Annotated in this window: 23 protein-coding genes and 1 pseudogene; 13 read left to right on the top strand and 11 right to left on the bottom strand. The window is 65.9% G+C overall.

What is annotated here, in order from left to right; all coding sequences use genetic code 11:
* Nucleotides 1-6: 6 nt before the first annotated feature.
* Nucleotides 7-384 carry a tautomerase family protein gene (locus IVB36_RS24635; RefSeq protein ID WP_247296144.1) on the bottom strand — a complete coding sequence of 126 codons (378 nt, stop codon included), beginning with the start codon at nt 382-384 and terminating at the stop codon, nt 7-9.
* 110 nt (nt 385-494) lie between these two features.
* On the opposite strand from IVB36_RS24635, the gene IVB36_RS24630 reads away from it, so the two are divergent.
* Nucleotides 495-1094, top strand: coding sequence for a TetR/AcrR family transcriptional regulator (locus IVB36_RS24630; protein WP_247296142.1), 600 nt, complete (start codon nt 495-497; stop codon nt 1092-1094).
* Between the two features lie 3 nt (nt 1095-1097).
* Here IVB36_RS24630 and IVB36_RS24625 read toward each other — a convergent pair whose 3' ends face one another.
* Nucleotides 1098-1571 (bottom strand): hypothetical protein, encoded by a 474-nt coding sequence (locus tag IVB36_RS24625; protein WP_247296140.1) that lies wholly within the window; start codon nt 1569-1571, stop codon nt 1098-1100.
* A 12-nt stretch (nt 1572-1583) separates the two neighbouring features.
* Nucleotides 1584-1934 carry a hypothetical protein gene (locus IVB36_RS24620; RefSeq protein WP_018453636.1) on the bottom strand — a complete coding sequence of 117 codons (351 nt, stop codon included), beginning with the start codon at nt 1932-1934 and terminating at the stop codon, nt 1584-1586.
* A gap of 440 nt (nt 1935-2374) precedes the next feature.
* Here IVB36_RS24620 and IVB36_RS24615 point away from each other — a divergent pair, with 440 nt between their 5' ends.
* The 4 genes from IVB36_RS24615 (at nt 2375) to IVB36_RS24600 (ending at nt 10154) form a co-directional block, all read left to right on the top strand.
* On the top strand, nt 2375-4057 hold the full coding sequence (locus IVB36_RS24615; RefSeq protein ID WP_018453637.1) for a cache domain-containing protein: 1683 nt from the start codon (nt 2375-2377) through the stop codon (nt 4055-4057).
* Nucleotides 4058-4069: 12 nt separating this feature from the next.
* Nucleotides 4070-4735 carry an aspartate/glutamate racemase family protein gene (locus IVB36_RS24610; RefSeq protein WP_247296136.1) on the top strand — a complete coding sequence of 222 codons (666 nt, stop codon included), beginning with the start codon at nt 4070-4072 and terminating at the stop codon, nt 4733-4735.
* A gap of 126 nt (nt 4736-4861) precedes the next feature.
* On the top strand, nt 4862-8167 hold the full coding sequence (locus tag IVB36_RS24605) for a carboxyl transferase domain-containing protein (protein WP_247296135.1): 3306 nt from the start codon (nt 4862-4864) through the stop codon (nt 8165-8167).
* Between the two features lie 109 nt (nt 8168-8276).
* On the top strand, nt 8277-10154 hold the full coding sequence (locus IVB36_RS24600) for a sigma-54-dependent Fis family transcriptional regulator (protein WP_247296133.1): 1878 nt from the start codon (nt 8277-8279) through the stop codon (nt 10152-10154).
* Nucleotides 10155-10344: 190 nt separating this feature from the next.
* Here the strand turns inward: IVB36_RS24600 and IVB36_RS24595 are convergent, their stop codons facing one another.
* Together IVB36_RS24595 and IVB36_RS24590 are read right to left on the bottom strand one after the other, a co-directional pair.
* Nucleotides 10345-10914, bottom strand: a complete 570-nt coding sequence (locus tag IVB36_RS24595) for a flavin reductase family protein (protein WP_204512308.1) — start codon at nt 10912-10914, stop codon at nt 10345-10347.
* A 57-nt stretch (nt 10915-10971) separates the two neighbouring features.
* Nucleotides 10972-12069: an LLM class flavin-dependent oxidoreductase gene (locus IVB36_RS24590; RefSeq protein WP_018453642.1), complete on the bottom strand. Its 1098-nt coding sequence runs from the start codon at nt 12067-12069 to the stop codon at nt 10972-10974.
* A 239-nt stretch (nt 12070-12308) separates the two neighbouring features.
* On the opposite strand from IVB36_RS24590, the gene IVB36_RS24585 reads away from it, so the two are divergent.
* The 3 genes and pseudogenes from IVB36_RS24585 to poxB all read left to right on the top strand — a co-directional run bounded on the left by IVB36_RS24585 (nt 12309) and on the right by poxB (nt 15687).
* Nucleotides 12309-13223 carry a 2-dehydro-3-deoxygalactonokinase gene (locus IVB36_RS24585; RefSeq protein WP_018453643.1) on the top strand — a complete coding sequence of 305 codons (915 nt, stop codon included), beginning with the start codon at nt 12309-12311 and terminating at the stop codon, nt 13221-13223.
* Between the two features lie 13 nt (nt 13224-13236).
* Entirely contained in the window at nt 13237-13869 is a 633-nt protein-coding gene (locus IVB36_RS24580; RefSeq protein ID WP_204512306.1) for a 2-dehydro-3-deoxy-6-phosphogalactonate aldolase, read from the top strand.
* A gap of 80 nt (nt 13870-13949) precedes the next feature.
* A pseudogene (gene poxB, locus IVB36_RS24575) lies at nt 13950-15687 on the top strand (ubiquinone-dependent pyruvate dehydrogenase).
* On the opposite strand, the gene IVB36_RS24570 reads toward poxB, so the two are convergent.
* Nucleotides 15684-16049, bottom strand: a complete 366-nt coding sequence (locus tag IVB36_RS24570) for a hypothetical protein (RefSeq protein WP_166517536.1) — start codon at nt 16047-16049, stop codon at nt 15684-15686. The pseudogene poxB and the gene IVB36_RS24570 overlap by 4 nt on opposite strands.
* Nucleotides 16050-16118: 69 nt before the next feature.
* A complete protein-coding gene (locus IVB36_RS24565) occupies nt 16119-17027 on the bottom strand; it encodes a PaaI family thioesterase (protein WP_204512304.1) in 909 nt (302 codons plus the stop codon).
* 148 nt (nt 17028-17175) lie between these two features.
* Here IVB36_RS24565 and IVB36_RS24560 point away from each other — a divergent pair, with 148 nt between their 5' ends.
* The gene (locus tag IVB36_RS24560) at nt 17176-17496 is read left to right on the top strand and encodes a hypothetical protein (RefSeq protein WP_204512303.1); all 321 of its coding nucleotides are present in this window, start codon (nt 17176-17178) and stop codon (nt 17494-17496) included.
* A 38-nt stretch (nt 17497-17534) separates the two neighbouring features.
* On the opposite strand, the gene IVB36_RS24555 is transcribed toward IVB36_RS24560, so the two are convergent.
* Together IVB36_RS24555 and IVB36_RS24550 are read right to left on the bottom strand one after the other, a co-directional pair.
* Nucleotides 17535-19004 (bottom strand): amidase, encoded by a 1470-nt coding sequence (locus tag IVB36_RS24555; RefSeq protein WP_247296130.1) that lies wholly within the window; start codon nt 19002-19004, stop codon nt 17535-17537.
* A 124-nt stretch (nt 19005-19128) separates the two neighbouring features.
* Nucleotides 19129-20241, bottom strand: coding sequence for a ring-opening amidohydrolase (locus IVB36_RS24550; RefSeq protein ID WP_247296127.1), 1113 nt, complete (start codon nt 20239-20241; stop codon nt 19129-19131).
* A gap of 298 nt (nt 20242-20539) precedes the next feature.
* On the opposite strand from IVB36_RS24550, the gene IVB36_RS24545 reads away from it, so the two are divergent.
* The 4 genes from IVB36_RS24545 (at nt 20540) to IVB36_RS24530 (ending at nt 25384) form a co-directional block, all read left to right on the top strand.
* Nucleotides 20540-22876, top strand: a complete 2337-nt coding sequence (locus tag IVB36_RS24545; protein WP_247296124.1) for a Tex family protein — start codon at nt 20540-20542, stop codon at nt 22874-22876.
* 190 nt (nt 22877-23066) lie between these two features.
* A complete protein-coding gene (locus tag IVB36_RS24540) occupies nt 23067-23534 on the top strand; it encodes a hypothetical protein (RefSeq protein ID WP_085349581.1) in 468 nt (155 codons plus the stop codon).
* A gap of 97 nt (nt 23535-23631) precedes the next feature.
* Entirely contained in the window at nt 23632-24324 is a 693-nt protein-coding gene (locus IVB36_RS24535; protein ID WP_018453654.1) for a response regulator transcription factor, read from the top strand.
* Entirely contained in the window at nt 24311-25384 is a 1074-nt protein-coding gene (locus IVB36_RS24530) for a HAMP domain-containing sensor histidine kinase (protein WP_018453655.1), read from the top strand. The genes IVB36_RS24535 and IVB36_RS24530 overlap by 14 nt, the downstream gene beginning before the upstream one ends.
* Here the strand turns inward: IVB36_RS24530 and IVB36_RS24525 are convergent.
* Both IVB36_RS24525 and IVB36_RS24520 read right to left on the bottom strand, forming a co-directional pair.
* Nucleotides 25381-25752: a helix-turn-helix transcriptional regulator gene (locus IVB36_RS24525; RefSeq protein ID WP_007614569.1), complete on the bottom strand. Its 372-nt coding sequence runs from the start codon at nt 25750-25752 to the stop codon at nt 25381-25383. The two genes, IVB36_RS24530 and IVB36_RS24525, sit on opposite strands and share 4 nt — an antisense overlap.
* Nucleotides 25749-26615, bottom strand: coding sequence for a S1C family serine protease (locus IVB36_RS24520; RefSeq protein WP_018453657.1), 867 nt, complete (start codon nt 26613-26615; stop codon nt 25749-25751). Before IVB36_RS24520 ends, IVB36_RS24525 begins: the two co-directional genes overlap by 4 nt.
* Between the last annotated feature and the right edge of the window lie 137 nt (nt 26616-26752).

The following is a 26752-nucleotide window of genomic DNA, read 5'->3' as shown; positions in this document are numbered from 1 at the left end:
GCCGCTTCAGGCGAATTGCGCGATGCCATTTCCAACGGACCAGTTCTCCGCGGGCGCATCGAGGACGTTGACGAACACGTCCTCGGGGCGGAGGCCCGGGTTTTCGCCGAGCAGGTCCGCGATCCGCCGGTACAGGGCCTTCTTCTGCTCGGGGGTGCGCGAGGCGAACACGGTGATCTGGATCAGCACGGCATCGTCGCTGCGCGTGACGCTGTAGGCATTGCCGCAGCGGAAGTTCGCGGGCGAATGCTCGCTGATGGTCATGAACTCGTCGCCTTCAGGGACGTTCAGGGCCTCACGCATGGCGCGGTAGAGGCCGCCGAGGATTGCCTTCCGGTAAGCTTCCGGCTTTCCGGCGCGCATCGAGATGTGGAGGAGAGGCATCGCGAAATCCTCATTGACGAAAGGGCGCATCGGCCCCAGTTTGTTTTTGACGCGGCGTCAAGAAATCATGTTTTTGACATCGTGTCAAATATGCTTGATAGGGGCAAAGCTTGAGGCCGCGCGAGTTCGACCACGACGATGTCCTGCGTATCGCCTTCGACCAGTTCTGGCGCAAGGGCGTGCGCGGCACCTCGCTGTCGGACATCGCGCGCGACGCCGGTGTCCAGCGCGGCAGCCTCTACAACGCCTTCGGCACCAAGGAGGCGCTGTTCCTGCAGGCCTATGAGCGCTATGCGGCCGATTATCTCCTTGCGCTGCAAAAGGCGCTCGGCGCGGGCTCATTGCGAAAGCGCCTCACCGCGTTCTTCGACCTGACCATCAGCAACTTCCGCGCCGGCACGCCGCCGCGCGGATGCCCGACGACGCGCGGGCTGATGGAGCTCGGCGCGGCCGAAGGCGAGGGGCTGGACGAGGAGGCGCGGCAGGCCTTCGCGAACCTCATCTCGCGCATCACCGTTCTGGTTCAGGAGACGTTGTCGGCAGGTGCGGCGCGCGGTGAATTCAACGGCAATTCCGCGGCCGCGGCGCTGCACATCATCACGGTGACGCGCGGCCTCGCCGTGCTCGAACGTGCCTTCGGCGACGAGGCGCAGCTGCGCAAGATCGCGTCCCACACCATCGATCTCGTGCTCGGCAGGAAGGGCGGCTAGGTGTCAGCAGACCGCGAGCGCGTTGACCGCCCGCGTCGTCACGGTCTCGTTCTCGTTGCCGACGAACTGGCAGACGACAGTTTGGAGCTCGCCCGGCTGCTTGCCGCGTGCCACCGCCAGCAGTCGCATCAATTCCGCCTCGTCCTTCGACAGGCGTCGGCACGACGGCGGCATGAAGCACAATTGGCAGGGCCGGCCGCTGCGCAGGATTCTGACGAGCGCGGCAACGCGTGCGACCAGCAGCGGGCTGTCGGTGATGCCAGGCGCCTCGTCGGCAAAGCGATAGGCCGCCTCCCAGCAATCGGACGCGCCGGTCGTATAGGCGGCAGCGATGAACCGGAACAGCGAGAGCGTGACGCGGCCAAAATCATCGTAGCTCTCGACGTCAGGCCGCGTCGCAAGCGCGGCCTGAAGCGGACAGAGCCGCGCCTCGCCGGCTTCCGTGGCAGGCACAGAGCCGCAACTATCCTGCATCATGCGCGATCCCGGTCAGTGCAACGTGGGGCTTCCGACCAGCCAGCTCTTCATCGCCATCGTCTGGTCATGGTCCAAAGACGGAACGTGCCGGTCGGGCAGGATGAGACCCGCCATGCGGAAGATCGTTGCAAGCCCCCGCACGGGTGCGAGAGCCCAATCGGCGCCGACTGGCGGCAGCCAGCATTCGAACTGCTCGCGCGCGATATCGTCGCGCTCTTTCTGCGCGGCCGCGATCGCCCGTAACATGCTGTGCTCGCTGTCGGACATGCGGGGGCAGGTCGGGCAGTGCACCGCGATGGCCGTATGCGCCGTGCAGGCAAAGATCTCGATGATGGATTCCAGCGAAGGCACGGCGTCGCCCACGCCAAAATGGTCGTCACTTGCTGGATGTCGGCCGCGGTCGGAACGGCGCTTCCGCTGCGCGCCTTGGCCCGAAATCCCCAAATGAAGAGCCGCTCCGCTGCGCTCAGCGCCGGAAGGTCGAGAGACCCTGTCGATGTCGATTGGTGCATTGAGCCTCTGGCCTCCGGCTGCGCCCATGCCCCGGCTGGCGCCGATGATCTGCGCCGATCGTTCCGTCAGAGCCCCCTGCAAGTCAACGCTCGGAGGGGCGATGTCGAGGTCTTCTAGTTTTGAAGAGTTCGCATCTCGGATGCAGCCAGCCTCGCGAGCCTGCGAGCCGTCTGCGGCATGCCGGTAGGATGCATGGAGTTTTGCGGGGTGGGGGAACCCGAATGCTTAAAGCTTTGCTAAGGGGCGCGGGATAAACTGGCATATCAGCCTTCCAAATCTTGCGAGCACCAATGTTTTTCTCCCGCATCAGTTTCAAGCTGGTCCTGATTGTCGGCATCAGCCTCCTTGGCATGATCGCGCTGGCGCCGATCGCGCTCTCGACCTTGCGCGCGCAGATGATCGCCGATCGTCAGGCCAAGACGCAGCACTTGGTCGACGTCGGCTACGGCATCCTGGCGCACTACCAGAAGCTCGAGAGCGAAGGAAAACTCCCGCGCGAGCAGGCCCAGGCCGGCGCGATCGCGGAGATCAAGAGCCTGCGCTACGACAAGGTCGAGTATTTCTGGCTGAACGACATGACCCCCAAGATGGTCATGCATCCGATCAAGCCCGAACTCGACGGCAAGGATCTCTCCGGGATGAAGGATCCGTCCGGCAACGCGCTGTTCGTCGGCTTCGTCGACGTCGTCAAAAAGCAGGGCGCGGGCTTCTACAGCTACCTCTGGCCGAAGCCCGGCTTCGACCAGCCGGTCGGGAAAATCTCCTATGTGAAGGGCTTTGCGCCCTGGGGCTGGATCATCGGCACCGGGATCTATCTCGACGACGTCGACGCCGTTTTCCGCCAGAATGCGATGACCTTCGCCCTGGTGTGCCTGGTCGTGTTCGTGCTCGTGCTCGGCGCCTCCTTCGTGATCGGCCGCAGCGTGACCCGGCCGCTGGCGAAGATCACGGCACTGACCGACCGCCTCGCCGCCGGCGACAGCGCGTTCGACGTGCCCCATACCGATCGTCGCGACGAGATCGGCGGGCTCGCCAAGGCGCTCGCCGTGTTCAAGGACAATGCGTCGGCGGTCGGCCGCATGCACGCCGAACAGCAGGAGACGAAGCAGAAGGCCGACGAGGAGAAGCGCAAGACGATGACCGACCTCGCCGGCAAGTTCGAAGCGAACGTTCAAGCCGTCGTCCGCGACGTGTTCAAGGAGGCGCGCGCGATGCAGCAGGCCGCGCAGGGCATGTCCGAGACCGCCGACAAGGCGACCGACCGTGCGAGCCTCGTCGCCACCGCCTGCCAGCAGGCCTCGAGCAACGTGCAGACGGTGGCCTCCGCCGCCGGGCAGCTGTCGTCCTCGATCGCCGAGATCAGCCAGCGCGTCGCGCAGGCTGCAAGCGTGGCCGACAAGGCCGCCGCCGACGGTCAACGCACCAACGACACCGTGCAGGGACTTGCTGCAGCCGCGCACAAGATCGGCGAGGTCATCGACCTCATCAACCAGATCGCCTCGCAGACCAATCTGCTCGCGCTCAACGCCACCATCGAGGCGGCGCGCGCCGGCGAGGCCGGCAAGGGTTTTGCAGTGGTGGCAAGCGAAGTGAAGTCGCTGGCGAGCCAGACCGCGAAGGCGACCGACGAGATCGGCGCGCAGATATCGGCGATCCAGGCCGAGACCAACCAGGTGGTCGGCAACATCGACAGCATTCGCAAGACCATCATGGAGGTCAACGAAATTTCCTCGTCGATCGCCGCAGCCGTCGAGGAGCAGGGCGCCGCGACGGCGGCGATCGCGCACAGCGTACGGGAGGCCGCCTCCGGCACCGACCAGGTTTCGCAGAACATCTCGGGTGTGACCGACGCGACGGCGGAGACCGGCCAGGCCGCCGGCCTCGTGCTGCAATCGAGCGGCCGGCTGTCGCAGAAGCTGCAATCGCTGGAAGACGAGGTCAGTGCTTTCGTTGCGGGGGTACGGGCGGCCTAGTATAGCAGGAGAATGAGCGCGCGCATTCTCCTGATCAATCCGAACAGTTCTGTGGCGACCACTGAGATGATGGTCGCCATCGCGAGGTCGGCCGCCGTGGACGGCTTCGACATCGACGGCGCGACCGCAACGCGCGCGCCGCAAATGATCGTGACGCCGGATGCGCTGGATGCAGCTTCCATCGAAGTTCTGGAGATCGCGCAGTCGAACCGGCATGCATGCGACGGCATCATCGTCGCGGCGTTCGGCGATCCCGGGTTGGCCGGGATCAAAGCCGCGGTTAAACGGCCCGCGGTCGGTATCGGTCAGTCCTCCATGCTGGCAGCCGCCGAGAACGGCCGTCGCTTCGGCGTGGCGACCACGACGCCGCTGCTGGAATCGAAGATCGACGCCGTGCCGGACGCGCTGGGGTTACGATCGCGTTATACCGGCGCCCGCTTCGCCAAAGGCGATCCGCAAGACCTGATGGGCGATCCGGCGCGATTGCGTGCGGCGCTTGCCGGCGCGGTCGAGGCCTGCATCGCACAGGATGGCGCGGAGGCGGTCATCATCGGTGGCGGCCCGCTGGGCGAAGCTGCGTGCGAGCTTCAGCCGATGTTCACCGTGCCGATCATCGCGCCGATCCCGTCTGCCGTGGCGCGGATTATTCGCCTCATCACGGCGCGCGCGACCGATTGAAATTCCGGCCCGCGGGAACGGTCGTCGGGACCGCGTTCTTGCCCTTGACGGCCTCGGTTAAAGTGACGAAGCAGAACCATGGGACCTGCCGACCCGCGCTTGGGCACGCGGGCATGGAGACGCTGCATGTCGTTCAAGAAGCTCCTGATCGCCAATCGCGGCGAGATCGCCATCCGCATCGCGCGCGCCGCAGCCGATTCCGGCATCGCGACGGTCGCGATCCATCCCGCGGACGATGCGATGTCGCTGCATGTGCGGGTTGCCGACGAGGCCGTCGAAATCCCCGGTCGCGGCGCGCGGGCCTATCTCGACATCGAGGCCGTGGTCAAGGCGGCGAAGAGCGCAGGCTGCGACGCCGTGCATCCCGGCTACGGCTTCCTCAGCGAGAACGCTGCGTTCGCGAAGGCCTGCGCCGATGCAGGCATCGCCTTCGTCGGGCCCCGGGCCGCGGCGCTCGAGTTGTTCGGCGACAAGGTGGCGGCACGGCAACTGGCAAAGCGCTGCGGCGTCCCGATCATCGCCGGCACCAGCGGGCCGTCCTCGCTGGAGGACATCGCGGCGTTCTTCACCTCGCTCGGCAGCAACGCGGCAATCGTGATCAAGGCAATGGCCGGCGGCGGCGGGCGCGGCATGCGCGTGGTCGAGCGCGCTGCCGATCTCGCGGAGGCCTATGCGCGCTGCCAGTCCGAGGCCAAGGCCGCGTTCGGCTTCGACGGCGTCTATGCCGAGCGGTTGATCCGGCAGGCGCGCCATATCGAGGTGCAGATCATCGGCGATCGCGACGGCGCGATCTCCCACCTCTGGGAGCGCGAATGCACCATTCAGCGCCGACACCAGAAGCTGATCGAGGTGGCGCCGAGCCCGTCGCTCAGCGACGGCTTGCGTGGCCGTATCATCGCGGCGGCGAAGCAACTCGCCGTGGCCGCGTCGTACGACAATCTCGGCACGTTCGAGTTCCTGGTCGACGGTGCCGCCGAAGACAGTTTTGCCTTCATCGAGGCCAACCCGCGGCTTCAGGTCGAGCACACCGTGACGGAAGAGGTGCTCGGCCTCGATCTCGTCCGCGCCCAGCTCGCGGTCGCCGCCGGTGCCTCGCTTGCCTCGCTCGGCCTGGCGCAAGGCTCGATCCCGAAACCGCGCGGCTATGCCATGCAGCTCCGCGTCAACATGGAGACACTGGACGAGCTAGGCGCGACGCACCCGACCGGCGGCGTGCTCGCCGTGTTCGAACCGCCGTCGGGCCCCGGCGTCCGCGTCGATAGTTTCGGTTATGCCGGCTACAAGACCAGCGCCGCCTTCGACTCGCTGCTGGCAAAGGTCATCGTGCATACGCCCGGTGAAGCCTGGCACGACGTGGTCGCCAAGGCTTCGCGCGCCTTGCGCGAGTTTCGGATCGACGGCGTCATCACCAACATCGCCTTCCTCCAGGCGGTGCTGGCGCATCCCGACTTCAGGTCCAACCGCATCGCGACCGACTTCATCGATTGCAACATGGGCAAGCTCGTCGAAGCCGCGGATGGCGCGGCCAAACCACTTTATTTTGCAGCGACGGAGCGAAACGGCGGTCCCGGCACCGAGGCGCATACGGCACAGACCGTGCCCGAAGGCACAGTGATGGTCGCGGCACCCTTGCAGGGGACCATTGTCACTATTCAGGTGAAGGAAGGCGAGGTCGTGCGCCCGGGCCAGCAGCTCGCCGTGATCGAATCCATGAAAATGGAACATCTGGTCATGGCCGAGCAGGGCGGCCGCGTCACGAAGCTACTCGCCGGCGACGGTATCACGCTGATGCATGGCGAGCCGATCATGTATCTGGAGCCGCTCGACGTTGCGGCGGACGCGTCGGCAACGGAAACCGATGTCGATCTCGACCACATCCGTCCTGATCTCGCCGAACTGATCGCCCGCCAGGCCAACACGCTCGACGAAAATCGCCCTGCCTCCGTCGAGCGCCGCCGCAACACCAATCAGCGCACCGCGCGCGAGAATGTCGCGCAGCTCGTCGACGACGACTCGTTCATGGAGTACGGCAGCCTTGCGATTGCGGCGCAGCGGCGCCGGCGCAAGCTCGACGATCTCGTCAAGAACACGCCGGCCGACGGCCTCGTCATGGGCGTCGCGACCGTGAACGCCGAGAAGTTCGGTCCCGAAGGCGGGCGCTGCATCGTCGTGGCCTACGACTACACCGTGCTCGCGGGCACGCAAGGCCACATGAACCACAAGAAGATCGACCGCATGCTGACGCTCGCGGAAGACTGGCGCGTGCCGCTGGTGTTCTATGCCGAGGGCGGCGGCGGCCGCCCCGGCGATACCGACCGGCTCGGCATGACCGGGCTTGATGGTCCGTCCTTCGTGCAGTTCGCAAGGCTCTCGGGTCTGGTGCCGGTTATCGGCATCGTCTCCGGCTATTGCTTCGCCGGTAATGCCGCGATGCTCGGCTGCTGCGATGTCATCATCGCAACCAAAAACGCCTCGATCGGCATGGGGGGCCCCGCGATGATCGAAGGCGGCGGGCTCGGTGTCTATCACCCGGCCGAGGTCGGTCCTGTTACGTTCCAGTCGCCGAACGGCGTGATCGACATCCTCGTCGAGGACGAAGAAGAGGCAACATCCGTTGCGCAAAAATACCTATCCTATTTCCAGGGTGCGGTGACGGACTGGCAGGCCGCCGACCAGCGCCTGCTGCGCCGCGCGATCCCCGAGAACCGCCTGCGCGTCTACGACATCCGCAGCGTGATCGACCTCGTCGCGGATAAGGAGTCCGTGCTGGAGCTGCGCCGCGACTACGGTGTCGGCATGATCACGGCGTTGATCCGTGTCGAGGGCAAGCCGTTCGGCCTGATCGCCAACAATCCGCGGCATCTCGGCGGTGCGATCGACGCCGATGCCGGCGACAAGGCCGCGCGCTTCCTCCAGCTCTGCGACGCCTTCGATCTGCCGATCGTCTCGCTGTGCGACACGCCCGGCTTCATGGTCGGTCCGGAAGCCGAGAAGACGGCAATCGTGCGCCACGTCTCGCGCATGTTCGTGACAGGCGCGAGCCTGACTGTGCCGTTGTTCGGCATCGTGCTGCGCAAGGGCTATGGGCTGGGTGCACAGTCGATGATTGGCGGTGGCTTCCACGCCTCATTCTTCACCGCGGCCTGGCCGACCGGCGAGTTCGGCGGCATGGGCCTGGAGGGTTACGTCCGCCTCGGCTTCCGCAAGGAGATGGAGGCGATCGCCGACCCCGTCGAGCGCGAGACTTACTATCGCAACAAGGTCGCCGAGCTCTATGCCAACGGCAAGGCGGTCTCGATCGCCTCCGTGTTCGAGATCGACAACGTCATCGACCCCGCCGAGACCAGGCGCTGGATCATGGCGGGCCTGCGCTCGGTGCCGAAGCCGCCGGCGCGGACTGGGAAGAAGCGGCCCTGTATTGATACGTGGTGAGGGCGGTGCAGCAATTCTGATTGCGCTTCGCCGCGTTCCCGGTTCCCGATTGACATCCCCGCCTGCGGTGCCAGACTTTGCACAATAATGCAGGGTGGAGACGTCCGCGATGGCCAGCCTTTCGGCCTCGAACCATGTCGCCCGTGTCTTGTCCGTCGCCAATCAGGTTATAGACCGCTTGGCCGACGTCGATGCCTCTTCGCGCATTGCCAATTCCTGGCGGCGCTGCCTGGTCAGCCACAAGCTCGATCCCGGCCGTCAGGGGCCGCCGCAGACGCTCACCGAAGCCGAGATCCGTCACGTCGCCGAACCCATGGAGGAGACGATCCGGCTTGCAACACCGGAGCTCGACGACCTCGCCCGGGTACTGCGCGGTGCCGGTTATTGCGTCAACCTGGCAGACGTGAACGCAACCATGCTGTTCAGCCGCCTGCCCGGCGAGGCCGACGCACGACTATTCATGGACTGGAAGATCTACACAGGCTCGAATTTTTCCGAGGCCTCCGAAGGCACCAATGGGCTCGGCACCGCGCTCGCCGAGCAGAAGCCGATCCTGGTGCATCGCGACGAGCATTTTCGCGCGCAGTGGCACATGTTTTCCTGCGCCGTGACGCCGCTGTTTGACCAGGCGGGACGGCTCGCAGGCGCCGTGAACATCACCTCCTGCCGCGAGGACCTCGAACGCACCGCGCATCAGCTTGCGCTCGCGGTGACGATGGAGGCAACGCGGCGCATGGAGGGCGCGATCTTCCGCAGTCATTTCCGCAACGCCTGGATCGCGACCGTGCCGGGCGACGGCGGCGGCGGCCTGCTCGCCTATGACGACGATCGCCGCATCGTCGGCGCCTGCCGTTCGGCGCGCGCACTGCTGGGTCTCACCGACGGCTTGATCGCAGCCGGCATCGATCTGTCGCGCTATGTCAAATTCGACCATCCCGCCGCGCGCGACGCAGACGATCTCGTCGAACTGCGCCGGGCCGATGGCAGTTCACTAGGGCACGGCCATGTCGCGCCGCCGCTGCGGGCGAGGGCCTCGACCCGTCCGCTCGCGCCGCGCCGCGATGCACCGGTCGATCGCTTCGATGCGCTGCAGCGGCTCGCCGGACGCGATCCCAGCCTGATCAGGAGCGTGAAGCGACTTAGAAGCATCGGCGATCGCAATCTGCCGGTGCTGCTGCATGGCGAGACCGGCGTCGGCAAGGATGTGTTCGCCCGTGCCATTCACGCAGCCGGCAATCGCGCGCGCCACAACTATGTCGCGCTGAACTGCGCGGCGATGCCGGAAAGCCTGATCGATGCCGAGCTGTTCGGCTACGAGGCCGGCGCCTTCACCGGCGCACGCCGCGACGGCTCGAAGGGCCTGATCGTGCAGGCAGACGGCGGCACGCTGTTCCTCGACGAGATCGGCGACATGCCGATCGCGCTGCAGACGCGGCTGCTACGGGTGCTGGAGAACCGCGAAGTCTGGCCGCTCGGCGCGCTGAAGCCCGTGCCGGTCGACATTCGCCTGATCAGCGCCACCCATCGCGATCTCGGCCGCATGGCCGAGGAGGGCGCCTTCCGCACCGACCTATATTTCCGTCTGCGCGGCATGGAGGTGCGGCTGCCGGCCTTGCGCGAGCGCGCCGACCGCGACGACGTCATCCGCCAGATCGCTCACGAGGAGGCGCCGAATTGCTCGCTCTCGGACGAGGCCTGGGCGCGGCTCGCGGCCTATCCCTATCCCGGCAACATGCGCCAGCTTCGGCATGTGCTGCGGCTCGCCGGCTGCACGGCGGAGGACGACGTCATCACCGATGCCGACCTCGATCTGCCGCCGTTTGGTGGAAGGGCGGAGCCGGATCTCGCAGCGGCGGAGCGCGCGGCGATCGTCGAAGCCTTGCGCAAACACGGCGGCCGCGTGACGGAAACAGCGCGCGCGCTGAAGCTGAGCCGCGCCACGCTGTATCGCAAGATCAAGCAGTTGAAGATCGAGACGACGCAGTAGCGATCTTTCTTCCCTCTCCCCTTGCGGGAGAGGGCGGCTCGCCGCGAACGCGGCGAGACGGGCGAGGGGTATCTCTCCGCACTTGACTCTCTTGCTTCTGAGTCCGCGGAGAGATACCCCTCATCCGGCGCTTCGCGCCACCTTCTCCCGCAAGGGGAGACGGGAGCGGCAGCGAGCCTGCCGCCGCTCTCTACGAAAAATCGCTCCAGCTCAGATGTCGCGAGTCGAGGTCGCCGACTGTCACGGTGCCGCGGATTTCGCGCGGGGCGTGGAAGCTGCTGCGCAGATACACGAGCGGCGCCGCCCCGTCGGAATGCGATGCGCCGCGCACCTCGCCGACGAAGATCGAATGCGTCTTGGTCTCGAATTCCTGCGCCAGCACGCAGTCGAATGCGGCGACCGCATCGCTCAGCACCGGCGCGCCGGTCACCCCACGCGTCCACTCCCCGAACGCAAAACGGTCGTCGCCATTGACGCCCTTCTGGCCACTGAAGGTAAGCGCCAGGAGGGCGTGGTCCTCGTGCAGGAAGTTGATCGCGAACGCGCCTTCCTCGCGGATGCGCGCGTGCGCACTGGCGTTGCGGTTGACGCACACGATCAGGGATGGTGGCGAGTCCGACAGTGAGCAGGCCGAGGTCACCGTCAGCCCCGTGCGCTTGCCGTGCTCGGCGCCGACCGTCACCAGCGCGACCGCGCCGGCGCACTGGCGCATCGCCTGCTTGAAATTCTTAGCGTCGAAAGCACTGGCGTCCACCGTCACGCGGAAATCTCCGAAATGGATGTGGGTGCGGCACGATCGCGCCGCACCCGCGTCGGGTCAAGCCGCCTTCTTCGCGGAGCCGAGATGCTTCAGGCGCGGCATCACCTCGTTCTTCAGCAGCGACAGCGAGTGATGCCAGGCTTCAGCCTTGTGCTTGTAGTCGAAGCCGAACACCAGCAGCACGCCGAAGCCGCCGACCTCCTCGTAGATCTTCTCGATTTTCTCGGCGACGGTCGCTGGCGAGCCGACGATCCAGTTCCGCTTGGCGCAATATTCGACGGTGACGTCGCTATCGGGCACGTCGGGCGCGTGCTTCAGATAGTCCTTGAAGCCGAAATGGCCGAGCAGCGGCAGGAAGTACTCGCCCATCATCCGGCCCATCATGTCGCCGGTCGAGAGCCGCCACGCTTCCTCGTCGGTATCGGCGACGAACACCTCGCGCACCAGCCGCCAATCGGCCCGGTCCGGCTTGCGCCCGGTCTTGGCGGCACCGGCTACAACCGAATCCCAATGACTGCCGACATAGGCCGGGTTCAGGTTGAGGCTCATTGGAATGAAGCCGCGCTCGCCGGCGAGCTTCAGCGTGTCCGAGTTCTTCGAGAGCCCAGCGACGCCGATCGGCGGGTGCGGCGTCTGCAACGGCTTGATGTGGGGTTTCAAGAAGTCGAACATCGTGTCCGGCTTGGTCACCGTCCAGAATTTGCCCTTGTAGGTCCAGGGCGCGGGATCGCTCCACATCTTCAGAATGATCTCCAGCGCCTCGCGCGTCATGTCGCGGTTCTGTCCGCTCATGCCGTCGACATTGAACATGGCCCAGTCGCTCGGCAGGCCGCTCGCCGCGACGCCGAAATTGAGCCGACCTCCCGAGAGGTGATCGAGCATGGCGACGCGGTTGGCGAGCTCGGCCGGGTGGTGATAGGGCAGCAGGAAGCCGCCCGGCCCGATACGGATATTCTTGGTCTGCATCAGCGCCTGCGCGATCAGCAGATCGGGCGTGGGATTGGGTTCCCAGGGCGCGGTATGGTGCTCGCCGACCCAGGCCTCCTGATAGCCGAGCTCGTCGAGCCAGCGCATGACCTGCAGGTCCCAGTCGTTCCCTTCCTTCAGGCCGCACTCCGGCGGGTGCGAAGGCATCGTGAAATAGCCGATCTCCATGGGTTTCCTCATCTGATGTTGACGCGTCTTATTGCGCGGTTCACGGACGTGAGCAGGGTTGCTTGAGCAAGCGGTGTGCCACCGCTCCGCAAGCGGTGTGCCAGCGCTACAGCGGCTCAGTCCAGCGAGAAAACGCTGGTTTGCGGCGGCAATAGCCGATATCCCGTGGCGAATTTGCGGGCCGTCGTCTCATTGTCGCGAGACGGCGTCTTGCCGGTGAGACGAGGACGAGAACCGAGATGACCGAACCCGCTTACGTCGCGGTGGACTGGGGCACCAGCAGCTTCCGGCTCTGGTTGATCGATCGTACCGGCGTAGTGCTGGCCGAACGCCGCAGCGGCGAGGGCATGCTGGCGGCGGCAAAGACCGGCTTCGCGGCCGTGCTGCAATCCCATCTTGCCGCCGTCGAAGCACCAGCTCATCTGCCGGTTCTGGTCTGCGGCATGGCCGGCGCCAAGACGGGCTGGGTCGAAGCCGGATATGTCGATACACCCGCGCCGCTCGCGGCCGTCCTGGAGCAGGCCGCGCACGTGCCGGGCGAAGCACGCGATATCCGCATCCTGCCGGGTATCGCGCAGCGCGATACAAGAGCGCCGGACGTGATGCGCGGCGAGGAGACACAGCTGCTCGGCGCGCTTGGTCTCGATGCCGCAGGTGAGGCGCTGGTCTGCATGCCCGGCACGCATTCGAAATGGGTACGCCTGAAGGACGATACGATCGCGCATTTCTCCACCTTCATGACCGGCGAGCTCTTCAGCGTTGTGTCGCGCGAGACGATCTTGTCGCTTGCGGTCGCAGGCGCCGAAGACGCCGAGGACGTCGCGAGCTTCAAGGCGGCGGTGAGAGCTGCGTATGAGGCGCCGTCGTTCGCGGCCAATTTTCTGTTCGGCGCGCGCTCGCGTCAGCTTCTGTTCGGGAGCACACCGGCCGCGGCGCGCGAAACGCTGTCGGGCACTTTGATCGGCATCGAGCTGGCCGCCGGGCTCTCCGGCGCCGTGCCGAAAGCAGGCATTACGTTGATTGCCTCGGGGCGGCTCGCGATGCTGTACACGTTGGCTTTCGATGCGTTGTCGGTCACCGTGAACCCCGTCGATGCCGATGAAGCGGTCCGCCGCGGTCTGTCGATGGCGGCTGCCGCGATCTGGACGAAATGAGAGGACTGTTGAAATGAGCGTTCCCTTTCCGGCGATGAAGCGGCCACTGCTTGCGATCCTGCGCGGCGTGAAGCCCGAGGAAACGCAGGCCATCGTCGGCGTGCTGATCGAGGCCGGCATGACCGCGATCGAGATCCCGCTAAACTCGCCCGATCCGTTCCGCTCCATCGCCACCGCCGTCAAGCTCGCGCCGGCCGGCGTGCTGATCGGCGCCGGCACGGTGCTGACCACAGCGGATGTCGATCGGCTCAACGATGTCGGCGGCAAGCTGATGGTCTCGCCGAATGTCGATACGCAGGTGCTCACGCGTGCGCACCAATACGCCATGGTCACGTTGCCGGGCGTGTTTTCGCCGACCGAGGCGCTGCTGGCCGCGCGCTCCGGCGCCTCTGGCCTGAAGTTCTTTCCGGCAAGCGTGCTCGGCGCGTCCGGCATCGCCGCGATCCGCGCCGTGCTGCCGGCCGGCGTGATGATCGCCGCCGTCGGCGGCGTCTCCGACCAGAATTTCGCGGAGTACATCGAGGGTGGCGTGACGGCGTTCGGGCTGGGCTCCAACCTCTACAAGCCCGGCATGACGGTAACGGACGTTGCCGCTCGCGCAAAATTGACGATCGCGGCCTACGATCGGGCGATTGCGAAAGACTGAAGCGGCAATAAACAAGCCGTGATGTCGTCACGGTCGCACGTTATCCTATCTTGCTGCACCAGCGAGATCAGGAGACCGACATGGCGATCAACAATGTAGCCGATCTGTTCGTGGCAACGCTCGAACAGGCTGGCGTCAAGCGCATCTACGGCATCGTCGGCGACAGTCTGAATGCGCTGACCGAAGCGCTGCGGCGGCGCGGCACGATCGAATGGATCCATGTCCGGCACGAGGAGGTCGCGGCCTTCGCCGCCGCCGGGGAAGCGGAAATGACGGGCAGCCTTGCGGTGTGCGCGGGCTCGTGTGGTCCCGGCAATCTGCATCTGATCAACGGCCTGTTCGACGCCCATCGCAGCCGCGTTCCCGTGCTGGCGATCGCCGCGCAAATTCCGACCGCCGAGATCGGCAGCGGCTATTTCCAGGAGACGCATCCGCAAAACCTGTTCCGCGAGTGCAGCCATTATTGCGAGCTGGTCTCCGATCCGAGTCAGCTTCCCTACGTGCTGGAAAACGCGATCCGCGCGGCGGTCGGCATGCGCGGCGTCGCCGTTGTCGCCATGCCGGGCGACGTCGCCTTCCGCAGCCCACCCAAGCGCGCGCTGTCGACGGCGCGTGGCCTTGCGCTGTCGGCGCCGAAGGTTGTGCCGCAGGCGGATGAGTTGAAGGCGCTTGCGGATCTCCTGAACGGCGCCGAACGCATCACCCTGTTCTGCGGTCGCGGCTGCGCCGGCGCGCATGCGCCGCTGATGCAGCTTGCGGAAGCCTTGAAGAGCCCGATCGTGCATGCGCTGGGCGGAAAGGAGCATGTCGAATACGACAATCCCTACGATGTCGGCATGACCGGCTTCATCGGCTTCTCCTCCGGCTATGCCGCCATGCACGCCTGCGACGCGCTGGTGATGCTCGGGACCGATTTTCCCTACAAGCAGTTCTTCCCGACCGATGCCAAGATCGCGCAGATCGACATCCGTCCGGAAAATCTCGGGCGCCGCTGCAAGATCGACCTCGGCCTGGTCGGCGACGTCAAGCTCACCCTCGAGGCGCTGCTGCCGCTTCTGAAATCCAAGACGCAGCGCAAGCACCTCGACGATGCGATCGCGCATTACAAGAAGGCGCGCGAAGGCCTCGACTCGCTCGCCAAGGGCACGCCGGGCAGCAAACCAATCCATCCGCAATACCTGGCAAAGGTCATCAGCGACCATGCGAGCGATGATGCGGTGTTCACCGCCGATGTCGGCACGCCGACGGTGTGGGCCGCGCGCTATCTCGAGATGAACGGACGCCGCCGGCTGATCGGCTCGTTCGTGCACGGCTCGATGGCCAACGCCATGCCGCAGGCGATCGGCGCGCAGGCCGCGCAGCCCGGCCGGCAGGTGATCTCGCTCTCCGGCGACGGGGGCTTCACCATGCTGATGGGCGATCTGATCACGCTGACGCAGATGAAGCTGCCGGTGAAGGTGGTCATCTTCAACAACGGCGTGCTCGGCTTCGTCGCACTGGAGATGAAGGCGGCCGGTTTCGTCGACACCAATGTCGATCTGGAGAATCCGGACTTCGCGGCGATGGCGCGCGCGATGGGTATCTTCGCAAGGCGGGTCGAGGATCCCGGCGAGCTTCCCAGGTGCGATGAAGGAGATGCTGGCCCACCACGGACCGGCGCTGCTCGATGTGGTCACCGCCAAGCAGGAGCTGTCGATGCCGCCGACCATCACGCCCGAACAGATCAAGGGCTTCAGCCTCTGGGTCTTGCGCGCCGTGATGAACGGCCGCGGCGACGAGGTCGTCGATCTCGCCAAGACCAATTTGCTGCCGCGCTAGCCGCGCTTGACCGATGGCACGGGCAGCCGCTCATGGCGGCGCTGGAAGCGTTGCCAGTGCAGCACGATCCCGATCAGCAGCGCCGGCACGAAGCCGAGCGCGATCAGAAAGTGGGGCAGCTGCGTTGGCGAGATGAACGCGATGCCGATGTCGGAGATCAGCCAAAGCGCGGCGAACATCACCGCGAAATCGGTGCGCGGGCAGCGCAGATAGTAGAACACGGCGGTGATGACGACGGCGGGTCCGATGGCGATGCCGATCATCACCGTCGTCAGCTCCTTCGGCGTCAGCGCGTCGAGCACCATCGCTGCCAGCAGCCAGAGCGCGGCGAACATGGCGATGATGTCGAGCGGATGCCGCAAGCCAATACCTCTCGTGAGGGGACGCGCTATCGTTGTGGCCCAGACCTTGGCCGTCAAGGGAAAATGCGCCTATTCCTCGTCGTTTCCGGGCGTCGGCCGCAGCATGAAATGGCCGAAGGCTGTGGCGATCGGCTTGTTCGCATCGTCCTGCCAGGCCCGTGCCTCGAAGGCGACGATGCGCCGGCCCTGTTTCACGATCGAGACGTTGGCGAACGTGTCGAGCGCGCGGCCGGAGCGCAGATAGTTGACGGTCAGTCCGATCGGCTTGGGCAGTGCGGTGGCGCCGAGTTCACGGGCCACTCCGAAGATCGCGGTGGTTTCGAGGAAGGCGCCGGTCATGCCGCCATGGATCGCAGGCAGAATCGGATTGCCGATGATCTTTGGCGAGAACGGCATCGTCAGTGTGCCGTCGTCGTTGACGCGAATGCCGAGGCAGCGTGCGAACGGGCTGTTGGCGAACGGGCCTTCCGGATCGTCCGGCGCCTCCAGCCTCGGGATGCCGGGCGAATCCATCCTGCGATCCGCGAGCATGTTGGTGCGGTTGGCGCCGATCATGAAACAGGCGGTCGCGGTCGCGACCGGATCGTCCTCGGACTCCTGATAGGCGGTGGAGCGCACGAAGGCAATCGAACGCGTGGTGCGGTAGCAGACCGAATGCGCCTTGATGTCGAGGCCCGGCGTTGCCGGCTTCTGATAGTCGATGCGCAGATCGAGCGTCGCGATCGCGCTTGTGCCGTCCAGCGCGAGTTGCACCGCCATGCCGCAACTCTCGTCCAGCATCGCGGTGACGACCCCGCCATGCAGGACGCCGGTCTCGGTGTCACCGACAAAGACCGGCCGGTAGGGCAGGCTGGACCAGGCTTCGCGCGGTGCGAAGCGGTCGAGCTGGAGCCCGCTGATCTGGCCGTAATCGGAGCGGCGACCCTTGATCGCCTCGGCGAGGTCCTCGAACGAAAGTGTGGTCGGTGAGCTGGACATGAGGACGTTCTAGACCAGTGGCGGGCGCGGCGCAAAACCCCGAATGCGCGTCCCACGGTGGGTGCCGGGGGCGGTTTGGCCTCGACAGGGCGGGCCGAAGCAACGATGGTGGGCGCCTCGTTCGTTCGACCAGCCGTAAGGAGTGCCCATGGCCGATCCCGAAACGCCCGTCACCAGCCAGGGGCCCGTCATCATTTCGACATCGAGCTCGGAGCGGGCGCCGATCATCTATTTCGACGGTGCATCCTGCTTCGGCCACCACAACGGCGCGATTCAAATCGAGCTTGCGGCGAACCTTCTGATGCCGGTCGGCGCCGCCGTCAGGGTTGATGTGGTCCAGACCGCGCATCTGCGTTGCAGCGTGGCCGCGGCGCTGGCTCTGCGCGAAGCGCTCGAAAAGGCGCTGGCAATGTACCAGCAGGGCCAGCAGCAGCCCCGGCCGGAGGAAATTCCCTCGGTGAAGAACTGAGGCCGTTCGCGGATCGCAAGTTAATGCGATCAACTCGCTCAGCTCACATGCACCTTCGGCTTCCTGCCGTCGTTCCACTTGCCGTCGAGCGCGCGCTCGATCTGGGCGGCGAGTTGCAGCAGGAGGCCGTCATTGGCCTGCTTCGCAATCGCCTGGATGCCCAGCGGCAGGCCGTGGTCCTGCGTGGCCATCGGCATCGAGATCGCCGGCATGCCGCAGAGATTGGCGAGCGGCGTGAAGGCGAAGAAGCGCCAAAGATTGCCGAACCAGTCGAGCACGTCGGGGTTGTCGGAGATGGTGAGATATTCCCGGGTGCCGACCTTCGGCGTCGGCAGCGCCGTGATCGGGGTCAAGATCACGTCCCACTGCTCGAAGAAGGCGCCGAAGGCGCGCGAGGTCGTGTTGAACACGCCTTGCATCTTCGCCCGCTCGGCGAAGCTCGTATGCCGGCCGGCTTCCCAGATCCGGATATTCATGGGTTCGATGAGATCTTCCGGCGGCCGTTCCAGTCCGCGCGCGGCGAGCATGTTGGAGATCACCACGGCAAAATTCGAGATGTAGCAGGTGGTCTGCGCCTCGAACGCGGCGCGGAACTCGAGTTCGGGCAGGGCGTAGTCGACGTGATGGCCGAGGCCTTCGAGGAAGCGGCCGGCCTTCGCCAGCTCGGCCGCGATCTCGGGCGTCGCGGTGTAGTCGCCCCAGCTGTGCGACAGCGCGATACGAAGCTTTGACGGGTCGCGCTTGATCATCTCGGAATAAGGCTGCGCCGTGGTCCAGAACGGCATGAATTCGCCGGGCGCCGCTCCCCTTGCATGGTCGACGAAGGCGGCGGTGTCGCGCACCGAGCGCGACTGGCAGCCCTGGATCGAGACGAGGCCGGTGAGATCGGACATGTGCGGTGCGAGCGAGAACACGCCGCGCGAGACTTTCAAGCCGATATTGCCGTTGACGCCGGCGGGAATGCGGATCGAGCCGCCGCCGTCAGTCGCGTGTGCGATCGGCACCACGCCGGCCGCGACCATTGCGGCGCTCCCGGCCGACGAGCCGCAGGTGGTGTAGTCGGTGTCCCAGGGATTGCGCGTGACATAGACGGCCGGATTGTCGGCCGAGCTGCAGACGCCGAACTCCGGTGTCGTGGTGCGTCCGATCAGGTTCAGTCCGGCCTGGCGGAATTTGCCGGTCAGGAACGTGTCGGCGCTGGCGCGATTGCCGCGCATTAACAGCGAGCCCATCTCCTGGAGCCGCCCCTTCATGGTCGGGCCGAGGTCCTTCATCAGGAAGGGCAGGCCTGCGAACGGGCCGGCGAGATTGGCGCCGTCCTTGGCCGGATCGGCGATCACGTCATCGAACAGCTCGACCACGCCCGACAGTGCCGGATTGACCTTGGCGACGCCCGCGGCGGCCTGGCGCGCCAACTCCTTTGCCGTGAGCTCGCCCTTGCGGACGCGCGCGGCCAGCCCCACGCCATCGTGCTGCGCCCATTCGTTCCAGCTCATCGGGAAAGTCATGCGATCCAAACCTCTTCGTGCGGCGCCACCTTAGTTTCGCACAGGAACACTTTAATCAACTGAGCGGCGCGAAGGGCAGGGTTGCGCCGGATGGAGAGGTAATCCCGAATTGCATGCGCGCGCATCAATTGGAGAACTTTGCGATCACCGCGACCGGGCCGCCGCCGGCTGGGCCCTGATGCTCGGCGCCGCCGGAGACGTAGACCGCACCAGTGCCGGCGAGGCCGGCAATCAACCCGCCAACGGCAGCCCGGGCGTGGCGTGTCGAGCTGATATCGGTATCTTCGAGCATGGTGTGGCGGAAGCCGCGCACGCAGCCATCAGGGGAGGCCTCGGCCTTAGCGAAGATGTTGACAAGCTTGCTGCCGGTCGTCGTCTGTTGCCCGGCACGGAGCCCAACGCTCTCCAACGCCGCAAGCACCGCCGCGGTGTCGATCGCATCGCTCATCACGGCATGCCCGATCTCGAATTCGCTCGTCGAGGACATCGAATTGCCGAGCACGATGACGACGTTATGCATGAGCTCGATCCCGGACGAGGTCGAGGCGACGTTCGAGAACAGATCGTAGCGTCGCAGCACGTCCTCATCACGAACGCCGGTTGCGATCTCGCCGAGCGCGACCGCAACGCCGAGTGCGGAAGCGCCGCGCGAATAGGCCATCGAACTGTAGGCGCTGGTCGTCGCTGTCTTGTGACCGCGCGCATTCGCCGCTTCGACGCGCTCGCTGGTGAGCAGCGGGCATTTGATCTGCACGAAATGGACGTCGGCGGGATCGGCGATCCCGGCATCCGCCATCGCGGCCTTCACGGCCTTGGCTGTCTCCGTGATCTGAGCGGAGCGGCCGAGCTCTTCAGGGAGAAAATCCCGCGTGTGCGCCATGCCGATGCTCAGGCGCTTGCCGGAGAGGCCTGCCGGGCGCTGTAGAATGTCCTGGCGCGTGAACACCGTGATGTGCGGGCTGAGCACGCCCTCGGTGCCGCCCGACATCACGAAGGCGATGCGTTGCTCGACCTCCTGCGGCGACAGCCCGAGCTGCGGCGCCAGCGCCGTGCACAGCGCGGCAACGGCATATTCCCGGGTAAAGTCGTTGACGCCGCCGTTGCCTTCGGTCTTGCCGAGGATCGCCAGGATGGATGCCGGATCGATCGCGCCGGAGCCGATCATGCTCATCAATCCGGAGACGTCGCCGGGGCCTCTGGTGGCGACCTTGAAGACGCCGACCGATGTCGTCCGCATTATAATCCTCACATGAAGTTCAGGAGTCCGGCAGACAAAACAGCCGCTGAACCGGGGCGCCTGTCAAGGTGTCGAGGCAATCCCCGTCGTCGTCCTGGCGAAAGCCAGGACGACAGCAGGACGTGCGCCGTCTGCGTAGCACCCACGATTGTGGCGAGATCGCATCGCTTCGACAAAAAATCCCTTGTCGACGGTCGTCCGCCGCACCTTGATGAATCAACCCCGATTGGTCCATAAGCGGCGTCCCGCAGCCGGTGGTTCGCCTCCGCGATGCGTGCTTGGATAGAGGGGTTCTCGCGTGGTAAATATCAACCAGAAAATTGCGCAGGAGCTTGGGGTTCGGGCGGAGCAGGTCGAGGCGACAGTGGCGCTGCTCGACGGCGGCGCCACGGTTCCCTTCATCGCCCGCTACCGCAAGGAAGCGACCGGTGCGCTCGACGACGCACAATTGCGCACGCTGGAGGAGCGCCTGGGTTACCTGCGCGAGCTCGAGGACCGCCGCAAGGCCATCCTCGAATCGGTCCGCGAGCAGGGCAAGCTCGATGCCGCGCTGGAGGCCTCCATTCTCGCTGCCGACAGCAAGGCGCGCCTCGAAGACATCTATCTGCCGTTTAAGCCGAAGCGCCGCACCAAGGCCGAGATCGCCAAGGAAGCCGGGCTCGAGCCGCTCGCCTTTCAGCTCATGGCCGAGCCCAACAACGATCCGAAGGTGGTCGCTGAAGCCTTCGTCAATCCCGAGAAGGGCGTTGCCGATGCCGCTGCGGCACTCGATGGCGCCCGCGCCATCCTGGTCGAGCGCTTCGACGAAGACGCCGACCTGATCGGCGCGCTTCGCGAGGAGGTGTGGACTAATGCGCGCATGACCTCCAAGGTGCGCGACGGCAAGAAAACCGAGGGCGAAAAGTTTGCCGACTATTTCGAGTTCTCCGAGCCGCTGACCAAGCTGCCCTCGCACCGAATCCTCGCAATGTTCCGCGGCGAGAAAGAAGAAATCCTCGATCTCCAGATCCAGGCCGAGGCCGAACCATCGCCGCCCGGCGTGCCGAGCGTCTATGAACTGAAGATCATGAAGCGGTTCGGCATCGCCGACCTTAAGCGCGCCGGCGACCGCTGGATGATCGATACCGTGCGCTGGGCCTGGCGCACCAAGATCCAGGTGCATCTCAACATCGACCTGCGCATGCGGCTGTGGAATGCGGCCGAGACAGAGGCCGTGCGCGTGTTCGCCTCGAATCTGCGCGACTTGCTGCTCGCGGCGCCCGCCGGCACCCGCGTCACCATGGGTCTCGATCCCGGCTTCCGCACCGGGGTCAAGGTCGCCGTCACCGACGCGACCGGCAAGGTGGTGGATACCGCCGTGATCTATCCGCACGAGCCGCAGCGGCAGTGGAACGAGGCGCTTGCGATCCTCGGCAAGCTCGCGCTGAAACATCGTGTCGAGCTGATCGCGATCGGCAACGGCACCGCCTCGCGCGAGACCGACAAGCTCGCGGCCGACCTCGTCAAGGGCCTGCCCGACTTGAAGATGACCAAGATCGTGGTGTCGGAAGCCGGCGCGTCGGTTTATTCGGCCTCGGCGTTCGCCTCGGAGGAGTTGCCGGGCCTCGACGTCACCCTGCGCGGCGCGGTGTCAATCGCGCGGCGGCTCCAGGATCCTCTCGCCGAGCTCGTCAAGATCGAACCCAAGGCGATCGGCGTCGGCCAGTACCAGCACGACCTAGGCCAGGCCAAGCTCGCCAAATCCCTCGACGCCGTGGTCGAAGACTGCGTGAACGCCGTCGGCGTCGACGTCAACACCGCGTCCGCTCCGCTGCTCGCGCGCGTGTCGGGCGTCGGCTCCGGCCTCGCCTCGAGCATCGTGGCACACCGCGACGCCAACGGGCCGTTCAAGTCGCGCAAGGCGTTGAAGGACGTGCCGCGGCTCGGCCCCAAGGCGTTCGAGCAGTGCGCGGGCTTCCTGCGCATCCTCGGCGGCGAGGACCCGCTCGACGCCTCCGGTGTGCATCCGGAAGCCTATCCGGTGGTGCGCCGGATTCTCAGCGCCACCAAGAGCGACATCAAGGCGCTGATCGGCAGCAGCGACATCGTTCGCACGCTGAAGCCGAAAGACTTCGTGGACGAGACGTTTGGTCTGCCGACCGTCACCGACATCCTGCGCGAGCTCGAGAAGCCCGGTCGCGACCCGCGTCCGGCCTTCAAGGCAGCTGTGTTCATGGACGGCGTCGAGGAGATCAAGCACCTCAAGAAGGGCATGATCCTCGAGGGCACCGTAACCAACGTCGCGGCGTTCGGCGCCTTCGTCGATATCGGCGTGCACCAGGACGGCCTCGTGCACATCTCGGCGATGTCCAAGACCTACATCAAGGATCCCCGTGAAGTGGTGAAGCCCGGCGACATCGTCAAAGTGAAGGTGCTAGACTTCGAGGTCGCGCGCAAGCGTATCTCGTTGACACTACGGCTCGACGACGAGGTCGGCGCCAAGAAGGACGCGCCCGGCATGCAGCGGGATAACAGCTCACGTAACCCGTCCCGCATGACGTCGTCGGCCCCGCGCCAGCAGGAGTCTTCCGGCGGCGGTGCGCTCGCCGAAGCGCTGCGCCGCGCGGCCGAGAAAAACGGCGGCAAGCGGGCGTAGCTTCTAACCTCTCCCCGCTCTCACCCCACCCTCTCCCCGCAAGAACGGGGCGAGCGAGTGAGAGAGCAGCGTCTCCCTAACTTCCGCGTCAGAATCTGGCGCGTTTGTAAGTTGAAGGCGCCTGTCCCTTCCTCTCATCTGATCCTCCTCGCGCGGCAGAATATTGTCGCGCAGCACGGAGGATGCTTCGATGGACAACAGGATTCTCAAAGGCCTCACCGCGGTGACGATCGCAGCGGTGATGGCGCTCGCTTCACCGGTGCTTGCCAGAGGCGGTGGCGGTGGCGGTGGCGGTCATGGCGGATTCGGCGGTGGTGGGCATTTCGGTGGCGGCGGCATGCACACGGGAGGCTTCGGCGGCGGCATGCACACCGGTGGCTTCGGTGGTATGCGCGTCGGCGGCATGGGCGGCGCCCGTTTCGGCGGCCCGGGCTTTGGCGGTGCACGTTTCGCGCATGCGGCGATCGGGCCGCGCTTCGCTGGCTCCGGCTGGCACGGCAGGCCCTTCATCGGCCGCCATGCCTTCTTCCGGCAACACCATCGCTTCTTCTTCGGAGCACCTTTCATCTATGCCGGCTACTATGACGGCTGCTGGCGCAGGAGCTTGACGCCCTATGGGTGGCAATGGGTCAATGTGTGCGGAGACTCTTGGTACTAGCATCGCCGTACCGCACCATTGTCGCGATCGTCATCGGACGGTTCCGCTCAGCCCCGGAACGGGATAGTCTGGTGGCGATCGTCGCGCGGAGTTTGTCATGACCGGAGCTCACCGCCGCATTCTGGTCGTCGAGGACGACGCGGAAACCGCAGGCCAGCTCGTCGAGGAGCTGACGACTTCCGGCTACGACGTCGATCTCGCCGCCACCGGGCGCGAAGCGCTCAGCCATGGCGCCGCGCGCGACTATGCCGTGATCACCATCGACCGCATGCTGCCCGATATCGACGGCATCAGCGTGATGCGCCAGTTGCGCGACGACGGCATCGCCGCGCCGTTCCTAATCATTTCCGCACTTGGCGAGGTCGACGACCGCGTGCGCGGCTTGCGGGCCGGCGGCGACGATTATCTCGTCAAGCCGTTCTCCTTCACCGAATTGCTGGCGCGGCTGGAGGCACTCGGCCGGCGCAGCGACACCGTCGCCAAGGAGACGATCCTGCGGGTCGGCGATCTCGCCATCGACCTGATCGCACGCAGCGCGAGCCGCCGCGGCCGGAAGATTCCGCTGTTGCCGCGGGAATTCCAATTACTCGAATATCTGGTCCGCAACGAGGGCCGCGTCGTCTCGCGTGCGATGCTGCTCCAGCATGTCTGGGATCTGCATTTCGATCCCTCCACCAACATCATCGACGTCTATGTCGGACGCGTCCGTCGCAAGGTCGATGATGCCCAGGCCTATCCGCTGATCCACACCATCCGCGGCATCGGATATTGTCTCCGTGCTCCTGGCTAAAACGCTCCGCTCCTCGACCTTCCGCCTTGCGCTGATCGCGATCGCGGCGTTCGGGCTGATCGTCGCGGCGATCATGGCCTATGTCTATTTCGGCACGATCGCCTATGTGCAGAGCCGTGTCGGCGATGCCGGCGACCACAGCGGCTTCACCGCGATGATCGAGCTCGCAATGGCCGCTGTCGCCGTGCTGATGCTGGTGCTCGCCGGGCTCGCCGCGGTGCTGGTGACGCGCCGCACGGTCGGGCGGATCGAGGAGATCAACGCCACCAGCCGCGCCATCATGATGTCGGGCCTCGACCAGCGCATTCCCTTGCGCGGCAGTCACGACGAATGGGACCGGGTCGCCGAAAACCTCAACCAGATGCTCGACCGCATCGAGACTTTGATGGGAGAGGTCAAGCAGGTCAGCGACAACGTCGCCCATGATTTGCGTACGCCGCTGACGCGCATGCGGGGTCGGCTGGAAAAGGCTTATCACGCCTCGCGCAATGGCGAGGCCGACGCGGCGCTGATCGGTGACACCATCGCCGATCTCGACGCCGTGCTCGGCATGTTCGCCTCCATCACGCGCATCTCGGAGATCGAGACCCGCGCCCGCCGTAGTGCGTTTCGCACCCTCAATCTCGCCGAAATCGCCGGCGAGGTCGTCGAGCTCTACGATGCCGCCGCCGAACAGGTTGCGACGCGGCTCAGCCTCGGCGGCGATCGCGAGGTGGCGATTATTGGCGATCGCGACCTGCTGTTCGACGCTATCGCCAATCTCGTCGACAACGCGATCAAGCACGGCTGCAAAGGCGGGCAGGTGACCGTCACCTGCAGCAGCACCGACGGCGGTGCGACGATCGCGATCGCCGACGACGGCCCGGGCATTCCGGCGGATCAGCGCGATCACGTGTTCAAACGCTTCTACCGGCTCGAGCAGAGCCGCTACACCCCGGGTAACGGCCTTGGCTTAAGCCTGGTCGCCGCGGTCGCTCGCCTCCATGGTGCCGAGATTGCCCTGCACGACAACGCGCCGGGCCTGACGGTCCAGCTCAGCTTCCCGCCGCACCCGACCTAGAGCTCGATCACGCCGCGGCGGGCCGCATGTGCCACCGCATCGGTGCGGCCGGTAGCGTCGAGCTTGTCGAGCAGCGAGCCGACATGGAATTTCACCGTGTGGACGGAAATGCCGAGCTGACGCGCGATCATCTTGTTGGAGCCGCCTTCCGCCATCAACGCCAGCACGTCGAGCTCACGTTGCGTCAGCGCAATGTCCTCAGGCATGATGCGCGGATCGCGAGTGACAATCGTCGCGGCGGCTTTCTCGCCGGGTTCGGCGAGGCGAAGCCCGGCGATATTGCCGAGCAGAGCAGCCAGGCGATCGGCGAGGGCGGGATCGTCGATCTCCAAAGCCAACACGATCTCGGGCGCGATGTCCTCGCTCACGCCGCCGGCCTCTCGCCGATCGTGACCTTGAAGCTGACCGGCTCGCCGCCGCGGCGCGCCGCGATATCGACCACCGCGCCCACGCTCGCCGGACCCAGCGTCCGCGACAGCGCGCGCACGCCGGACAGCTTCTGGTCGTTGACCGCGACGATGACGTCGCCCTGGCGGATGCCGGCCGCCGCCGAAGGGCCGGCCTTGTCGACATTCATCACCATCGCGCCGACGCCGTCGTCGAGCCGGACCGGCTGCAGCCCGAGGCCGAGATATCCGCGTGCGATGCGGCCGCGCGCCTCTAACTGGGCCGCGACCCGCTCGATCGTCGCTGTCGGGATCACCAGCACACGCCTCGGGCCGAGCACGGCCATGCCGAAGGCTTCGCCCGATGCGTCGAGCGCGAGGCCGCCCTGCTGGCTGGAGCGCAAGCGGACGTCGAGCTCGATCCGCGCGTCGATGTCGCCGCCGCGCAGGGAGCGCCAGCTCTTGCCGGACTGCGACACCATCGCGAGCGCGGCGCTCGGCGTATCGCGGTTGGTGGCGACGACGACCGACAACGCGCCAAGGGGCGGCACAATTGTGGCCAGCTTGACCGGGGCAATCGCCGTATCGGCGCGCAGCAGTGCGATATCCGTCGTATGGTCGCGGCCGGCGATCGTGGCGGCCGCGGTGCTGCCGTCGGGGAGGCCGATCTCGACGTCGCCCTCGTCGGCCAGCGCCTCGTCGGCGGTGACGATCAGGCCGGGTTTCCAGACGAAGCCGGTGGCGCGGGAACGATGCGAATGGACGGCGACGACGGACGGCGCGGTGCGGGACACCATATCCGCGAGCGCGGACGACAGCGAAGTCAGGGGAGTTGAGTCGGTCATGGCAGGCTCCTGTAAAGCTGTCCTCAATCTGGGATGTCGCGGGCGATCGCGTAACTGGCCGCATGGCCAGGAAATAAGCAGGGAAGCTGGTCCGTAAGAGCACGGCCGACGAACATGTGATTGGAGCCGCTCACGGG

The organism is Bradyrhizobium sp. 35, assembly GCF_023073215.1.
Lineage (GTDB): Bacteria > Pseudomonadota > Alphaproteobacteria > Rhizobiales > Xanthobacteraceae > Bradyrhizobium > Bradyrhizobium canariense_D.
Note: the sequence above shows the minus strand (reverse complement) of the source record. Positions and strands in the feature narration are given on the sequence as shown.

What these genes read in the sequence shown, in the direction of transcription:
- IVB36_RS24550 (WP_247296127.1), bottom strand. Translation starts at nt 20,241, where the DNA reads ATGCGGACGACATCGGTCGGCGTCTTCAAGGTCGCCACCAGAGGCCCC.
- IVB36_RS24555 (WP_247296130.1), bottom strand. Translation starts at nt 19,004, where the DNA reads ATGACTTTCCCGATGAGCTGGAACGAATGGGCGCAGCACGATGGCGTG.
- IVB36_RS24605 (WP_247296135.1), top strand. Translation starts at nt 4,862, where the DNA reads ATGTCGTTCAAGAAGCTCCTGATCGCCAATCGCGGCGAGATCGCCATC.
- IVB36_RS24565 (WP_204512304.1), bottom strand. Translation starts at nt 17,027, where the DNA reads ATGTCCAGCTCACCGACCACACTTTCGTTCGAGGACCTCGCCGAGGCG.
- IVB36_RS24635 (WP_247296144.1), bottom strand. Translation starts at nt 384, where the DNA reads ATGCCTCTCCTCCACATCTCGATGCGCGCCGGAAAGCCGGAAGCTTAC.
- IVB36_RS24585 (WP_018453643.1), top strand. Translation starts at nt 12,309, where the DNA reads ATGACCGAACCCGCTTACGTCGCGGTGGACTGGGGCACCAGCAGCTTC.
- IVB36_RS24615 (WP_018453637.1), top strand. Translation starts at nt 2,375, where the DNA reads ATGTTTTTCTCCCGCATCAGTTTCAAGCTGGTCCTGATTGTCGGCATC.
- IVB36_RS24625 (WP_247296140.1), bottom strand. Translation starts at nt 1,571, where the DNA reads ATGATGCAGGATAGTTGCGGCTCTGTGCCTGCCACGGAAGCCGGCGAG.
- IVB36_RS24520 (WP_018453657.1), bottom strand. Translation starts at nt 26,615, where the DNA reads ATGACCGACTCAACTCCCCTGACTTCGCTGTCGTCCGCGCTCGCGGAT.
- IVB36_RS24540 (WP_085349581.1), top strand. Translation starts at nt 23,067, where the DNA reads ATGGACAACAGGATTCTCAAAGGCCTCACCGCGGTGACGATCGCAGCG.
- IVB36_RS24590 (WP_018453642.1), bottom strand. Translation starts at nt 12,069, where the DNA reads ATGGAGATCGGCTATTTCACGATGCCTTCGCACCCGCCGGAGTGCGGC.
- IVB36_RS24560 (WP_204512303.1), top strand. Translation starts at nt 17,176, where the DNA reads ATGGCCGATCCCGAAACGCCCGTCACCAGCCAGGGGCCCGTCATCATT.
- IVB36_RS24600 (WP_247296133.1), top strand. Translation starts at nt 8,277, where the DNA reads ATGGCCAGCCTTTCGGCCTCGAACCATGTCGCCCGTGTCTTGTCCGTC.
- IVB36_RS24580 (WP_204512306.1), top strand. Translation starts at nt 13,237, where the DNA reads ATGAGCGTTCCCTTTCCGGCGATGAAGCGGCCACTGCTTGCGATCCTG.
- IVB36_RS24610 (WP_247296136.1), top strand. Translation starts at nt 4,070, where the DNA reads ATGAGCGCGCGCATTCTCCTGATCAATCCGAACAGTTCTGTGGCGACC.
- IVB36_RS24535 (WP_018453654.1), top strand. Translation starts at nt 23,632, where the DNA reads ATGACCGGAGCTCACCGCCGCATTCTGGTCGTCGAGGACGACGCGGAA.